The sequence below is a fragment of the Streptomyces sp. FXJ1.172 genome, from assembly GCF_001636945.3.
GTDB lineage: Bacteria > Actinomycetota > Actinomycetes > Streptomycetales > Streptomycetaceae > Streptomyces.
Map to the genome: position 1 here is coordinate 5,961,691 of NZ_CP119133.2, position 14,177 is coordinate 5,975,867.

The following is a 14,177-nucleotide window of genomic DNA, read 5'->3' on the forward strand; positions in this document are numbered from 1 at the left end:
CACGTGGACCCGCCGGGCCGGAAGGGAATCTCCTGTGCCCCGCACACGGGCGGTGGGGCACAGGAGACCTTTTCCGGTGCCGGGTCAGTCGGGCCTGCGGCCGCGGTTGCCAGGCCGGGAGGCGACCCAGGCGCGGACCGTGTCGGCGTACCAGTAGGGCTTGCCGCCCTCCACATGGTCGGGTGCGGGCAGCAGCCCGTGCTTGCGATAGGACCGTACGGTGTCCGGCTGCACCTTGATGTGCGCCGCGATCTCTTTGTAGGACCAGAGCCTGCGGTCGGTCATGAGTTGCACCTCCCTGCGCACGCCGCGGCGGCGGCCGGGAAGGCCGTCGGGGGAGCCGGGCGCCGCGCTGGCGATCACCAGCCTGCGCCCGGTGAACGACACAGGGTGACCGAGGGGCAGCGCCCGTAGGCGGGGTGTGACGCACAACCCGCGTACATGCGACACATGTGACACACGAGGTGCCTTTGTGACAGAGCTGCAGCAAAGTGTCTTCTGCTGCACCCCGAGCGAGCGAGTGACGCCAGAAAGCGCTGTCAAAAGCTGGTCCGTATGTCTGGACAAAACATTGACAGGGTCGGGCTTGCGCGGCTAGAAAGCCGGGGAGAGCCGTGACGAAGGGAAGCCGATGGCGTACGACCTGATCACCATGGGGCGGATCGGAGTGGACCTCTACCCGCTGCAGACCGGTGTGCCGCTCGCCCAGGTGTCGTCCTTCGGCAAGTTCCTCGGCGGTTCGGCGACGAACGTCGCGGTCGCCGCGGCGCGGCTCGGCCGGCACACGGCCGTGATCACCCGCACCGGCGACGACCCGTTCGGCGCCTATCTGCACGAGGCGCTGCGCGAGTTCGGCGTCGACGACCGCTGGGTCACCCCGGTCCCGCACCTGCCGACCCCGGTCACCTTCTGCGAGGTCTTCCCGCCGGACGACTTCCCGCTCTACTTCTACCGGCAGCCCAAGGCGCCCGACTTGGAGATCGACGCCCACGACCTGGACCTCGACGCCATCCGCGCCGCCCGGATCTTCTGGGTCACCGGCACCGGCCTGAGCGAGGAGCCGAGCCGCACGGCGACCCTCGCGTCCCTCGCCCACCGGGCCAGGTCCAGTACGACGGTCTTCGATCTCGACTGGCGCCCGATGTTCTGGAGCCACCCCGACGAGGCCCGCCCCTTCTACGCCGAGGCCCTGAGGCACACGACGGTCGCCGTCGGCAATCTGGACGAGGTGGAGGTCGCGACGGGCGTGCGCGAGCCGCACGCGGCCGCCCGCGCGCTCCTTGCGGCCGGGGTCGAGATCGCCGTCGTCAAGCAGGGATCCAAGGGCGTCCTCGCGGTCAGCGCCTCGGGCGAGTCGGCGGAGGTCCCGCCCCTCCCCGTCGACGTCCTCAACGGACTCGGCGCCGGTGACGCCTTCGGCGGCTCCCTCTGCCACGGACTCCTCGCCGGCTGGGACCTGGAGACGATCATGCGGCACGCCAACGCGGCCGGCGCCATCGTCGCCTCCCGCCTGGAGTGCTCCTCCGCGATGCCCACCCCGGACGAGGTGGCCGCCGCGCTCGAGGCCGGAGCGGTGCTGTGAGGGCCGGCCGGGTCACGGGCACCCACACCCACGGCGGGGACGCCGCCGGGCAGCAGGCCGTGACGGGCACCCGCACCGAACGCGGCACCGGCCACGACAGCACCGCGGCCACCTCCCGCGAGGCTGCCGCAGCCACCGCCCCCGACGGCATCGAGCCCGCCCTCAGGGAGGGCGCCGCAGGCTCGTCGCGCCCGCGGGTCGACGTGGCCGAACTCGTCCGCATCCGCACCCACCACCCCGAGGCCGTCGCCGAGGCCGCCGCCCGCAGGGCCCGCAGGCCGCTGCTGAACGAGGGCGGCCGGCTGATGATCGTCGCCGCCGACCACCCGGCCCGCGGCGCGCTCGGTGTCGGCGACCGCAGGCTCGCCATGGCCAACCGCGCCGACCTGCTCGAACGCCTCTGCCTGGCGCTGAGCCGCCCCGGCGTGGACGGCGTCCTCGCCACCGCCGACATCCTGGACGACCTGCTGCTGCTCGGCGCCCTCGACCACAAGGTGGTCATGGGCTCGATGAACCGGGGCGGGCTGCAGGGCGCCAGCTTCGAACTCGACGACCGCTTCACCGGTCACCGCCCCGAGGACATCCAGCGCCTCGGCTTCGACGCCGGCAAGCTGCTGTTGCGCATCGACTACGACGACCCCGGCTCGCTGACCACCCTGGAGTCCGCGGCCCGGGCCGTCGACGAGATGGCCGCGCGCCGGCTGCCCGTGTTCGTGGAGCCGTTCATCAGCCGCCGTACGCCGGAGGGGAAGCTGCGGAACGACCTGTCCGCCGAGGCGGTCACCCGGTCCATCGCCATCGCCTCCGGCCTCGGCGGCTCCTCCGCCTACACCTGGCTGAAGGTGCCCGTCACCGAGAATCCCGACGACATGGCGCGGGTGATGCAGACCTCCACCCTGCCCGCCGTCCTCCTCGGCGGCGACATCGGCGACTCGCCCGAGGACCAGGTCGCCGCGTACGAGAAGTGGCAGGGCGCGCTCCAACTCCCCACCGTGCGCGGCCTGGTGGTCGGCCGCTCGCTGCTGTACCCGGCGGACGGCGATGTGGCCGCCGCCGTGGACACCGCCGTAGGACTGCTGTGAGGGCCGCATGACCAGCACCGATCTGCATCTGCCCAAGGGCGCGACCGCGAACGCCCGGTACGCCGTCGACATCGGTCCCAAAACGGCCGGCTGGACGCACAGCAGCCTGCGGGTGGTCGAGTTGACGCCCCGTGGCACGCATACGTTCACCACCGGGGACAGTGAGTGGATCGTGCTTCCGCTGGAAGGCGGATGTACCGTACAAATTGAGGAAAACGAGATTCAACTCCTGGGCCGGGAAAGCGTGTTCGCGAAGGCTTCCGACTTCGCGTATGTTCCCCGGGACGCCCGGGTCCAGATCGCCTCCGGCGCGGGAGGCCGCTTCGCCCTGGCAGGAGCGAAGTGCGAGCGACGACTCCCCGCCCGCTACGGCCCCGCGCCGGAGGTCCCCGTCGAGCAGCGCGGCAGCGGCACGTGCGCCCGCACGGTGCGCAACTTCGCCTCCGCCGACTCCTTCCACTGCGACAAGCTGATCGCCGTCGAGGTGATCACCCCCGGCGGCAACTGGTCCTCGTACCCGCCGCACAAGCACGACGAGCACCGGCCGGGCGAGGAGTCCGAGCTGGAGGAGATCTACTACTTCGAGATCGACGGCCCGAACGGTCTCGGCTACCAGCGCGTATTCCCCTCACGTGAGGGCGGCACCGACGTCCTCGCCGAGGTCCGTTCCGGCGACGCCGTCCTGGTCCCCGACGGCTGGCACGGCCCGTCCATCGCCCAGCCCGGGCATGACATGTACTACCTGAACGTCATGGCCGGCCCGGGCGAGGCCCGGGAGTGGCGGATCTGCTTCCACCCGGATCACGTAGAGAGCACAGGGGGCTACCGATGACCACGACCCGGCTGACCGTCGCCCAGGCGCTGGTCCGCTTCCTCGCCGCCCAGTACACCGAGCGCGACGGCGAGCGGCGCCGGCTGATCGGCGCCACCTGGGGCATCTTCGGGCACGGAAACGTCGCCGGGCTCGGCCAGGCCCTGATCGAGTACGCCGAGGTGATGCCGTACCACCAGGGCCGCAACGAGCAGTCCATGGTGCACGCGGCGGTCGGCTACGCCCGCCAGTCGAACCGGCTGTCCACGCACGCGGTGACGACGTCGATCGGCCCCGGCGCCACCAACCTGGTCACCGGCGCCGCCCTCGCGACCGTCAACCACCTGCCGGTCCTGCTCCTGCCCGGTGACGTCTTCGCCACCCGCCCCGCCGACCCGGTCCTGCAGCAGCTGGAGGTGCCGTACGCGGGCGACGTCTCGGTCAACGACAGCCTGCGCCCGGTGTCGAAGTACTTCGACCGCGTCACCCGCCCGGAAGCCCTGATCCCCTCCGCGCTCCAGGCCATGCGGGTGCTCACCGACCCGGTGGACACCGGCGCGGTCACTCTCGCCCTGCCGCAGGACGTGCAGGCGGAGGCCTTCGACTGGCCGGAGGAGTTCTTCGCCGAGCGGGTGTGGACCGTACGCCGGCCGGGCGCGGACCCCGTCGAGCTGGCCGGGGCGGTCCGGGTGATCCGTGCGGCGAAGCGGCCCCTGGTCATCGCGGGCGGCGGCGTCCACCACAGCCGCGCCGAGGAGGCCCTCGCGGAGTTCGCGTCGGCCACCCGGATCCCGGTCGCCTCCACCCAGGCCGGCAAGGGCTCCCTGCGCCACGACCACCCGCAGGACGTGGGCGGGGTCGGTCACACGGGCACCGCCACCGCCGACGAACTGGCGCGCACCGCCGACCTGGTGATCGGCGTCGGCACCCGGTACACCGACTTCACCACCGCCTCCGGCACCCTCTTCGCACACCCGGACGTCCGCTTCCTGAACCTCAACATCGCGCCCTTCGACGGCCACAAACTGTCCGGGCTGCCGCTCGTCGCGGACGCCCGCAGCGGCCTTGCCGAGCTGTCCGAGGCGCTGGGGCTGCACGAGCACAGGGCCGCGGACGCGTACGTCACCGAGTACAGCGAGGACAAGGAGCGCTGGGAGCAGCGCGTCGACGCCTGCTTCGAGGCCGACGAGATCGACGTGCGCCCGACCCAGCCGCAGGTCATCGGGGCGCTGGACGCCCTGGTGGACGAGTCCGACATCATCATCAACGCGGCCGGCTCGCTCCCCGGCGATCTGCACAAGCTGTGGCGGGCCCGCTCGCGCGACCAGTACCACCTCGAGTACGGCTACTCCTGCATGGGCTACGAGATCCCGGCCGCGATCGGCGTGAAGCTCGCCGCGCCGGAGCGGAACGTGTGGGCGCTGGTCGGCGACGGCACGTATCTGATGATGCCGACGGAGATCGTGACGGCCGTGCAGGAGGGCATAGCGATCAAGATCCTGCTGCTGCAGAACCACGGGTACGCCTCCATCGGCGGGCTGTCGGAGACGGTGGGCGGTGAGCGGTTCGGCACCGCCTACCGCTTCCCGACCGAGGAGGGCACGTACACGGGCGCCCCGCTGCCCGTCGACCTCGCCGCCAACGCGGCCAGTCTCGGGATGCGGGTGCTGCGCGCGAAGACCGTGGAGGAGTTGCGCGCGGCGCTCGCCGAGGCGCGGGCCGCCGACACTCCCACATGTGTCTACGTCGAGACCGAAACGTCCGACACTGTGTCGGGCGCGCCTCCGGCGCAGGCCTGGTGGGATGTTCCTGTGGCCGAGACCGCGACCCGACCGTCGGCGGTCAAGGCCCGTGAGCTGTACGACCGGCACGTCTCGACCCGACGCCGCCATCTGTAAAAGGAGTTTCTGGGCATGACGAAGATCGTCAACCACTGGATCGGCGGCAAGACCGCCGAAGGCGCGTCGGGTGCGTACGGGCCGGTCACGGACCCGGCGACCGGCGCGGTCACCACGAAGGTCGCGTTCGCGTCGGTCGAAGAGGTGGACGCCGCGGTCGCCGCCGCGAAGGAGGCCTTCGTGACCTGGGGCCAGTCCTCGCTGGCCAAGCGCACGGAGATCCTCTTCCGCTTCCGCGCGCTGCTGGACGCCAACCGGGACGCGATCGCGGAGCTGATCACGGCCGAGCACGGCAAGGTGCACTCCGACGCGCTGGGCGAGGTGGCGCGCGGTCTGGAGATCGTGGACCTGGCCTGCGGGATCAACGTGCAGCTGAAGGGCGAGCTGTCCACGCAGGTCGCCAGCCGGGTCGACGTCTCGTCCCTGCGCCAGCCGCTCGGTGTCGTCGCCGGCATCACGCCGTTCAACTTCCCGGCCATGGTCCCGATGTGGATGTTCCCGATCGCCATCGCGTGCGGCAACACCTTCGTGCTCAAGCCGAGCGAGAAGGACCCGTCGGCGTCGGTCAAGATCGCCGAGCTGCTGGCCGAGGCCGGCCTGCCGGACGGCGTCTTCAACGTCGTGCACGGCGACAAGGTGGCCGTCGACCGGCTGCTGGAGCACCCGGACGTCAAGGCGGTGTCGTTCGTCGGCTCGACCCCGATCGCCCGCTACATCCACACCACCGCCTCCGCCCACGGCAAGCGGGTCCAGGCCCTCGGCGGCGCCAAGAACCACATGCTGGTCCTGCCGGACGCCGACCTGGACGCGGCGGCGGACGCGGCCGTGAGCGCGGCCTACGGCTCGGCGGGCGAGCGCTGCATGGCCATCTCGGCCGTCGTCGCGGTCGGCTCGATCGGCGACCAGCTGGTCGACAAGATCCGCGAGCGCGCCGAGAAGATCAAGATCGGCCCCGGCAACGACCCGACGTCCGAGATGGGCCCGCTGATCACCGCCGCCCACCGCGACAAGGTGGCCTCGTACGTCGCGGGTGCCGGCGCCGAGGGCGCCGAGGTGGTCCTGGACGGCACCGGCTACACGGTCGAGGGCTTCGAGGACGGCCACTGGATCGGCATCTCGCTGCTCGACAGGGTGCCGACCAGCGCCAAGGCCTACCAGGACGAGATCTTCGGCCCCGTGCTGTGCGTGCTGCGCGCCGAGACGTACGAGGAGGGCCTGGCCCTCATCAACGCCTCACCGTTCGGCAACGGCACCGCGATCTTCACCCGGGACGGCGGCGCGGCCCGCCGCTTCCAGCTCGAGGTCGAGGCCGGCATGGTCGGCGTGAACGTGCCGATCCCGGTGCCGGTGGGCTACCACTCCTTCGGCGGCTGGAAGGACTCGCTCTTCGGCGACCACCACATCTACGGCAACGACGGCACGCACTTCTACACCCGCGGCAAGGTCGTCACCACGCGCTGGCCCGACCCGGCCGACGCCCCGGCGGGCGTGGACCTGGGCTTCCCGCGCAACCACTGAGGGCCTCGCAGGGCCTGACGGGGCCGTCCGCTATGCGGACGGCCCTGTTTTTTTGCGGGGACGCCCTGCGATTCTCGTACAGCCCCAAGGGCCCGCGTATGTGGACCGTTGATACGGGAATCGGTTTTCGATCGCCTTATTGCTGCGGATTTCGTAGGTGAACACCCATTGACGTGGCGGTTTTCGTCGGGGTTCTCTATGCACCGCCGGGAGCGGACAAGACGAACGCACCACGATCCGCCGGAGGCGATAGCGCTCCCGACCCCACCCTCAGTCGCACGAGTCGATCGGAACCGCCGTATGACCGACACGCTCCCCCCTGTCGACACAGCCGTCACGGCCGCTTCTGACAGCCCTCAGAAACTCAAGCGGTCCATCGGCGTCGTCGGCGGCACCCTGCTCACGCTCTCGTGCGTCACGCCCGCCTCGACGCTCTTCGTGATCGTGCCCGATCTGTTCTCCAGCCTGGGCACCGCGACGGCCCTGTGCCTCGCCATCGGCGCACTGCTCTGCATCCCCGTGGCCTTCTGCTATTCGGAGCTGGGCACCCTCGTCCCCAGCGCCGGCGGCGAGTACGCCATCGTCTCCACGCTGGCCGGGCGGCTCGCCGGCTGGCTGGCCTTCGTGATGTCCCTGCTCGTCGTGATGATCGTCCCTCCGGTCATCGCCATGGGCACCGCCGACTACCTCGCCCCGGTCGTCCACCTCGACCCGTCCCTCACGGGCGCCGGCGTGATGCTCGCGGCCACCCTCGCCGGCCTGCTGGACCTGCGCGCCAACGCCTGGATCACCGGCATCTTCCTGGTCCTGGAGGTCGTCGCCGCCGGTGTCGTCGCCCTGCTCGGCTTCACCCACACCCACCGGGGCGTCGGCAGCCTCGGCTCGATGCAGATCGCCGGCGAGCACGCACACGTGAGCCCCGTGACGGCCATGATGGTGCTCTCCGGGCTCGCCATCGCCCTCTTCGCCACCCAGGGCTTCTCCACCGCGATCTACCTCTCCGAGGAACTGGAGAACCCGCGCCGCAGCGTCGCCCGCACGGTCCTCGCCACGCTCGCCATCTCCAGCGTGGTCATCCTGGTGCCGGTCGTGGCGATCACCCTGGGCGCCGGTGACCTGAAGACCCTGACCGGCGGCGACATCAGCAGCATGGTCATCGCCTGGAGCAACTCGGCCGTCGGCACCTTCGTCAGCCTCTGCGTCGCCCTCGCGATCATCAACGCGGGCATCGTCATGGTCATCCAGAACTCCCGCGTCCTGTTCGCCTCCGCCCGCGACAAGGCCTGGCCCTCGCCGGTCAACAACGCCCTGGCCAGGCTCGGCCGGTTCGGCTCCCCGTGGGTCGCCACCCTCGTCGTCGGCGTGCCGGGCGCCTTCCTCTGCTTCGTGAACCTGGACACGCTGTACGGCGTCACCGGGGTCGCCGTCACCGGCCTGTACCTGCTGGTCGCCATCGCGGCGCTGTTCGCCCGGCGCGGGGCGCACGGCGGCCGGACGGCCTGGCGGATGCCGCTGTGGCCCGCGATGCCGGTCCTGCTCATCGCGGTCCTCGTCTACATCCTCGTGGAGCAGGACCCCTCGTACCTGCTGTGGACCGGCGCCATCACCGCCGTCGCCACCCTCTACTGGGCCTTCTACCTGCGCCCGCGCCGCGAGACCCGCTGGCTGGTGTCGATCCCGGAGGACGCCGTGGAGTGACGGCCGGCCGCGGGCCCGCACCCCTGACGAACCAGGCGGATCCGGCGGGGCCGTGACCCCGCCGTACCGCGTCCGAAGTACGTCCCGCAGGCCCGTACTCCCCAGGGAGGGGCCGGGGTTCACCCCGGGGGATCCGTCGGTTGTCAGTGCGGGCCCGTACCGTTGAGGGCATGGATCTTCGCCGGCTCTCGGTGCGAGGGCTGCTCAAAGGACCGCGGCGGCTGATGGCCGCCGCGGCCGCCGTTGTGGTGCTCGCCGGGGCCGGCACCTGGACGGCCGCCGCCTCCGGCGGCCCGCCGCGGGTGCACCGCACCGACCAGGTCATGGCGGTCGACGGCGTCCGCCTGGACACCTCGTTCTTCACCCCGGCCGGCCCCGGCCGCCACCCCGCCGTCCTGCTGGCGCACGGCTTCGGCGGCAGCAAGGACGACATGCGCGGCCAGGCCGAGGACCTCGCCCGCGACGGCTACGCGGTCCTGACCTGGTCCGCGCGCGGCTTCGGCAGGTCCACCGGAAAGGTCGGGCTCAACGACCCCAGGGCCGAGGTCGCCGATGTCTCCCGGCTCATCGACTGGCTCGCGCGGCGGCCCCAGGTCCAGCTCGACAAACCCGGCGACCCGCGCGTGGGCGTGGCCGGCGGCTCGTACGGCGGCGCGATCTCCCTGCTCGCCGCCGGATACGACCACCGGGTGGACGCCATCGCCCCGGCCATCACGTACTGGAACCTCGCGGAGGCCCTCTTCCCGAACGGCGTGTTCAAGAAGCTGTGGGCCGGCGTCTTCTTCAACACCGCCGGCGGCTGCGCCCGCTTCGAGCCCGAGCTGTGCCGGATGTACGACAGGGTCGCCGAGTCCGGCACCCCGGACCAGGCCGCCCGCACCCTCCTGGAGGAACGCTCCCCGTCCGCGGTCGCCGCCCGCATCAAGGTGCCCACTTTGCTGGTGCAGGGCCAGACCGACTCGCTGTTCACCCTTGACCAGGCCGACGCCGCCGAGAAGGCGATCCGCGCGGGCGGCGCCCCCGTGGACGTCGACTGGATCGCGGGCGGCCACGACGGCGGCGACATGGAGAGCGGCCGCGTCCAGGCCCGCGTGCGCGCGTGGTTCGACCGCTATCTGAAGGGCGAGAAGAACGCCGGCACCGGCCCGGCCTTCCGGATCACCCGCACCGGCGGCGTCCGCTCCAACGACGGCACGGCGCAACTGCGCGGCGCGAGCGCGGACGCCTACCCCGGCCTGCACGACCACCCGCGGTCCGTCGCCCTGACCGGCGGCACCCAGAAGGTCGCCAACCCGGCCGGCGCCAGCCCGCCCGGCGTCTCCGCCCTGCCCGGCCTCGGCGGCTCCGGCGGCCTGTCCCAGCTGTCCGCGCTCGGCGTCGGCGTCTCCCTCGACTTCCCCGGCCAGTACGCGAAGTTCGACTCCGCCCCGCTGACCAGGGACCTGCAGATCACCGGTGCCCCCACGGCCACCGTCCACATCACCTCGCCCGGCGACGACGCCGTCCTGTTCGGCAAGGTCTACGACGTCGGCCCCGACGGCACCCGGCAGGTGCTGCCGTCCCAGCTGGTCGCGCCCTTCCGGGTGACCGGAGCCAGGGCCGGCAAGGACGTCACCCTCACCCTCCCGGCGATCGACCACGACGTGCAGAAGGGCCACCGGCTGCGCCTGGTCCTCGCCTCCACCGACCTCGGCTACGCCTCCCCGGCCGCCCCGGCCACCTACACCGTCTCCCTGAAGGGCGCCCTGAGCGTGCCGACGGCCCCCGCCGTCCGCACCGCCGCGGCACCCCTGCCGGCCTGGGTCTGGTGGCTGCCCGCGGCCGGCGCGGCCCTCGCGCTCGCCCTGCTGCTCACCGGCCGCCGCCGTACGGCCACCCCCGCACCCGACCCGGAGCTGGCCGAAGTCCCGCTGGTGATCAAGGACTTGAGCAAGCGCTACGCGAAGTCCACCGACCGGTACGCGGTGCGCGAGCTGTCCTTCCGGGTGGAGCGTGGCCAGGTGCTCGGCCTGCTCGGGCCCAACGGCGCGGGCAAGACCACCACCCTGCGGATGCTGATGGGCCTGATCACCCCGGACGACGGCGAGATAAGGGTCTTCGGCCATGCCGTCCGGCCCGGCGCGCCCGTGCTCTCCCGGGTCGGCGCCTTCGTGGAAGGCGCGGGCTTCCTGCCGCACCTGTCCGGCCGGGAGAACCTGGAGCTGTACTGGCGAGCCACCGGCCGCCCGCCCGAGGACGCCCACCTGGACGAGGCCCTGGAGATCGCCGGGCTCGGCGACGCGCTCGCCCGCGCGGTGCGCACCTACTCCCAGGGCATGCGTCAGCGCCTCGCCATCGCCCAGGCCATGCTCGGCCTGCCCGACCTGCTCATCCTCGACGAGCCCACCAACGGCCTCGACCCGCCCCAGATCCGCGAGATGCGCGAGGTGATGATCCGCTACGCGGCCGGCGGCCGTACGGTGATCGTCTCCAGCCATCTCCTCGCCGAGGTCGAGCAGTCCTGCACCCATCTGGTGGTGATGGACCGCGGCCGGCTCGTCCAGGCGGGCCCGGTCCGGGAGATCACCGGCTCCGGCGACACCCTGCTGGTCGGCACCGCCACGCCCGTGCAGGACCCGGTGGTGGAGAAGGTGGACGCGCTGCCCGGCGTCGCCTCCGCCGTGCGCACCGACGACGGACTGCTGGTCCGGCTCGAGCCGGGCGGCACGGCCGAGCGGCTGGTCGTGGAGCTGGTGCGCCTCGATGTGCCCGTCGCCTCGGTCGGCCCGCACCGCCGCCTGGAAGACGCCTTCCTGACCCTGATAGGAGGTTCCGCATGAGCACGCTCACCGAGGTTGCCTCCGGCTATCAGACCCGGCACACCCTGCCCCTGCGGGTCGAACTGGTCCGCCAGCTCAAGCGGCGCCGCACCCTGGTCATGGGCGCGATCCTCACCCTGCTGCCCTTCGTGCTGCTGATCGCCTTCGCGATCGGCACCCCGCACGACCGGGGCGGCCAGATCACCCTGATGGACACGGCCACCGCCTCGGGCGCCAACTTCGCCGCGGTGAACCTGTTCGTGTCGGTGGGCTTCCTGCTGGTGATCCCGGTCGCCCTGTTCTGCGGGGACACGGTCGCCTCCGAGGCCGGCTGGTCCTCGCTGCGCTATCTGCTCGCCGCGCCCGTGCCCCGGGCCCGGCTGCTGTGGTCCAAGCTCGTCGTGGCGCTCGGGCTCAGCCTCGCCGCGATGGTGCTGCTCCCGGTCGTGGCGCTCGCCGTCGGCACCGCGGCCTACGGCTGGGGCCCGCTGCAGATCCCCACCGGCGGCGCGCTCGACACCGGTACGGCGGTGCAGCGGCTCGTGGTGACCGTGGCGTACGTCTTCGTGTCCCAACTCGTCACCGCCGGGCTCGCGTTCTGGCTGTCCACGAAGACGGACGCCCCGCTCGGCGCGGTCGGCGGCGCGGTCGGCCTGACCATCGTGGGCAACGTCCTGGACGCGGTCACCGCCCTCGGCCACTGGCGCGACTTCCTGCCCGCGCACTGGCAGTTCGCCTGGGCCGACGCCGTCCAGCCGCACGCCGAGTGGTCCGGCATGATCCAGGGCAGCGCGATCTCCGTCACCTACGCGCTGGTGCTGTTCGCACTGGCCTTCAGAGGCTTTGCCCGCAAGGACGTGGTCTCGTAGAGAATCTCCGCCATGACCGGTGATCAAGAAGAGCGAGAAGAGCGAGAAGGACAGGCAGAGCCAGAAGGACAGGCAGAGCGAGAAGAGCGAGCCGACGCGGACCGCATATTCGTCCGCAGCAAGTGGGGTACGAACCGCTACGTCTACAACCCGGACAACCCCGTCGGCATGGCCCTCATCGTCGCCACCCTGCTGTTCGCCGCCGGCGCCCTGTGGGTGCTGCACCACTCCGGCGGCCCCGGTTCCGGCTCCTGGGACGGGGACGACCTGCGCAGCGCGGTCACGACGGCGACGGACGAGCTGTCGAAGGAAGCCGATCTGGGACCCGGTTCGGGGGACTACGACGCCATCCTGCGCGAGCAGATCGCCAAGGACGGCAACGGCCCCGAGGACGCCCTGTCCGTCACGCTCGCCTCCGCGGAGCCCGAGTCGAAGATGTTCAGCGGCGGCCTGGAGCAGGCCTGGTACTCCGTCACCGCCCACGGCACGGACACCGCGTTCTGCCTGGACGTCCAGGGCATGAAGCTCAAGGCGCGGGTGGGCTACGACCCCCTCACCATCACCGTGACCGACGGCGCGTGCACGGCCCGTTGACCTTGCGGGCTCGGCGGAGATCGTCAGGGATGCCGGGCAACACGAACACGAACGGCGGGTCACCGGAGTACCGGTGACCCGCCGTTCGCGGAGCGGGATCGCTCAGCCCTTGTTGTCGCTCTGGGTGGACAGGGCGGAGACGTCGTCCAGGATGTGCGAGAGCGGCTCGTCGCCCTTGGCCTGGGTGGAGTTCTCGGTGCACTGCTGGTTCTGCGGCGCGGACAGGACCGGGATGTCCTGGACGCCGACGTTGACCGCGGCGAGGATCGACTGGGCGTTGAGCTTCGCCGGCAGACCGATGCACGGCTTGTTCAGCGAGCCCTGGATCAGCGAGAGCTGCGGGCTCATGTCACCGAAAGTGGCGGAGTTGCCGAACTCCTGCTTGGCGCCGTTGCCGCTGAACGACGTGGTGCCGTGGTCGTTACCGATGGCGAGGGCCTGAGGGGCCGCCGCACCGGCGATACCGGCGACGGAGGCGGCAACAGCCGCGGTTGCCCACAGCTTCTTCATGATCGTTCCCTTTCGAAAGGCGGACTCCGGGGAGGAGCTGCGTGATCGTCAACGCTGTTCCCTTGCCCGGGGTTGCTCCCCTTGCCCCGAACGGACCAGCGCGGTCCGATGAGTGCACAAGCGCTGCTTACGGTCGGGGAAGGCGTGCGCGGCGGACAGGCCGAAGGGCCGCCGGGAGGCCGACGGCCCTTCGGGGCGTACCCATTCGGGCCCGGGGGGTCTCCGGGTCAGTGCTTGTCGTTGTCGGTCTGGGAGGCCAGGAGGGAGATGTCGTCCAGGATGTGCGAGAGCGGCTCGTCGCCCTTGGCCTGGGTGGAGTTCTCGGTGCACTGCTGGTTCTGCGGCGCGGACAGGATCGGGATGTCCTGGACGCCGACGTTGACGAAAGAGGCCAGCGACTGGGCGTTGAGCTTCGCCGGCAGGCCGATGCAGGGCTTGTTCAGCGAGCCCTGGATGAGGGCCATCTGCGGGCTCATTTTGCCGTACGTCGCGGAGTTGCCGAACACCTGCTTCGCGTCGTTGCCGCTGAAGGACGTGGTGCCGCTGTCGTTGCCGATGGCCAGGGCCGGCGACGCAACGGCGGCCGAGGCACCGACCACGGAAGCGGCGATCGCGGCGGAAGCCAGAACCTTCTTGATCACTTGCATTCCCTTCTGAAGAAACCCCGTCCACCGGAGCGCCCTGGTTCAACTCCCCATCCCCTGAAGGGTTCCTGGGTTTCACTCCGATGGCCCACATCAGGGGCGCGAGATGTGCCGTGTGCGCTGGATGGGGAATTCCACCGAATCCGTCCAGCCGAACGATCCGAACGGGTGAT

At 71.4% G+C, this 14,177-nt stretch carries 12 protein-coding genes; 9 read left to right on the forward strand and 3 right to left on the reverse strand.

The genetic code is table 11. The features are described 5' to 3' along the window. Positions 1-84 precede the first annotated feature (84 nt). Positions 85-387 carry a helix-turn-helix transcriptional regulator gene (locus tag A6P39_RS26675; RefSeq protein ID WP_234379340.1) on the reverse strand — a complete coding sequence of 101 codons (303 nt, stop codon included), beginning with the start codon at positions 385-387 and terminating at the stop codon, positions 85-87. Between the two features lie 244 nt (positions 388-631). On the opposite strand from A6P39_RS26675, the gene iolC reads away from it, so the two are divergent. From iolC to A6P39_RS26720, 9 genes are all read left to right on the forward strand, one after another. Continuing rightward, complete coding sequence (gene iolC / locus A6P39_RS26680; RefSeq protein ID WP_067057620.1) at positions 632-1,582, forward strand: 5-dehydro-2-deoxygluconokinase; 951 nt, start codon at positions 632-634, stop codon at positions 1,580-1,582. Between the two features lie 203 nt (positions 1,583-1,785). Next, entirely contained in the window at positions 1,786-2,664 is an 879-nt protein-coding gene (locus A6P39_RS26685) for a Cgl0159 family (beta/alpha)8-fold protein (protein ID WP_067057641.1), read from the forward strand. Positions 2,665-2,671: 7 nt separating this feature from the next. After that, entirely contained in the window at positions 2,672-3,496 is an 825-nt protein-coding gene (iolB, locus tag A6P39_RS26690) for a 5-deoxy-glucuronate isomerase (RefSeq protein ID WP_067057616.1), read from the forward strand. Further along, a complete protein-coding gene (gene iolD, locus A6P39_RS26695) occupies positions 3,493-5,373 on the forward strand; it encodes a 3D-(3,5/4)-trihydroxycyclohexane-1,2-dione acylhydrolase (decyclizing) (protein ID WP_067057613.1) in 1,881 nt (626 codons plus the stop codon). Before iolB ends, iolD begins: the two co-directional genes overlap by 4 nt. A gap of 15 nt (positions 5,374-5,388) precedes the next feature. Further along, the gene (gene mmsA / locus A6P39_RS26700; RefSeq protein ID WP_067057610.1) at positions 5,389-6,891 is read left to right on the forward strand and encodes a CoA-acylating methylmalonate-semialdehyde dehydrogenase; all 1,503 of its coding nucleotides are present in this window, start codon (positions 5,389-5,391) and stop codon (positions 6,889-6,891) included. A 300-nt stretch (positions 6,892-7,191) separates the two neighbouring features. Next, entirely contained in the window at positions 7,192-8,589 is a 1,398-nt protein-coding gene (locus A6P39_RS26705; RefSeq protein ID WP_067057608.1) for an APC family permease, read from the forward strand. A gap of 170 nt (positions 8,590-8,759) precedes the next feature. Further along, positions 8,760-11,408, forward strand: a complete 2,649-nt coding sequence (locus tag A6P39_RS26710; RefSeq protein WP_067057605.1) for a CocE/NonD family hydrolase — start codon at positions 8,760-8,762, stop codon at positions 11,406-11,408. Next, on the forward strand, positions 11,405-12,256 hold the full coding sequence (locus A6P39_RS26715) for an ABC transporter permease (protein WP_067057602.1): 852 nt from the start codon (positions 11,405-11,407) through the stop codon (positions 12,254-12,256). Before A6P39_RS26710 ends, A6P39_RS26715 begins: the two co-directional genes overlap by 4 nt. 12 nt (positions 12,257-12,268) lie before the next feature. After that, complete coding sequence (locus A6P39_RS26720; RefSeq protein WP_234379339.1) at positions 12,269-12,850, forward strand: hypothetical protein; 582 nt, start codon at positions 12,269-12,271, stop codon at positions 12,848-12,850. Between the two features lie 102 nt (positions 12,851-12,952). Here A6P39_RS26720 and A6P39_RS26725 read toward each other — a convergent pair whose 3' ends face one another. Further along, the gene (locus tag A6P39_RS26725; RefSeq protein WP_067057599.1) at positions 12,953-13,360 is read right to left on the reverse strand and encodes a rodlin; all 408 of its coding nucleotides are present in this window, start codon (positions 13,358-13,360) and stop codon (positions 12,953-12,955) included. Between the two features lie 227 nt (positions 13,361-13,587). After that, entirely contained in the window at positions 13,588-14,001 is a 414-nt protein-coding gene (locus A6P39_RS26730; protein WP_067057596.1) for a rodlin, read from the reverse strand. Positions 14,002-14,177: the final 176 nt, after the last annotated feature.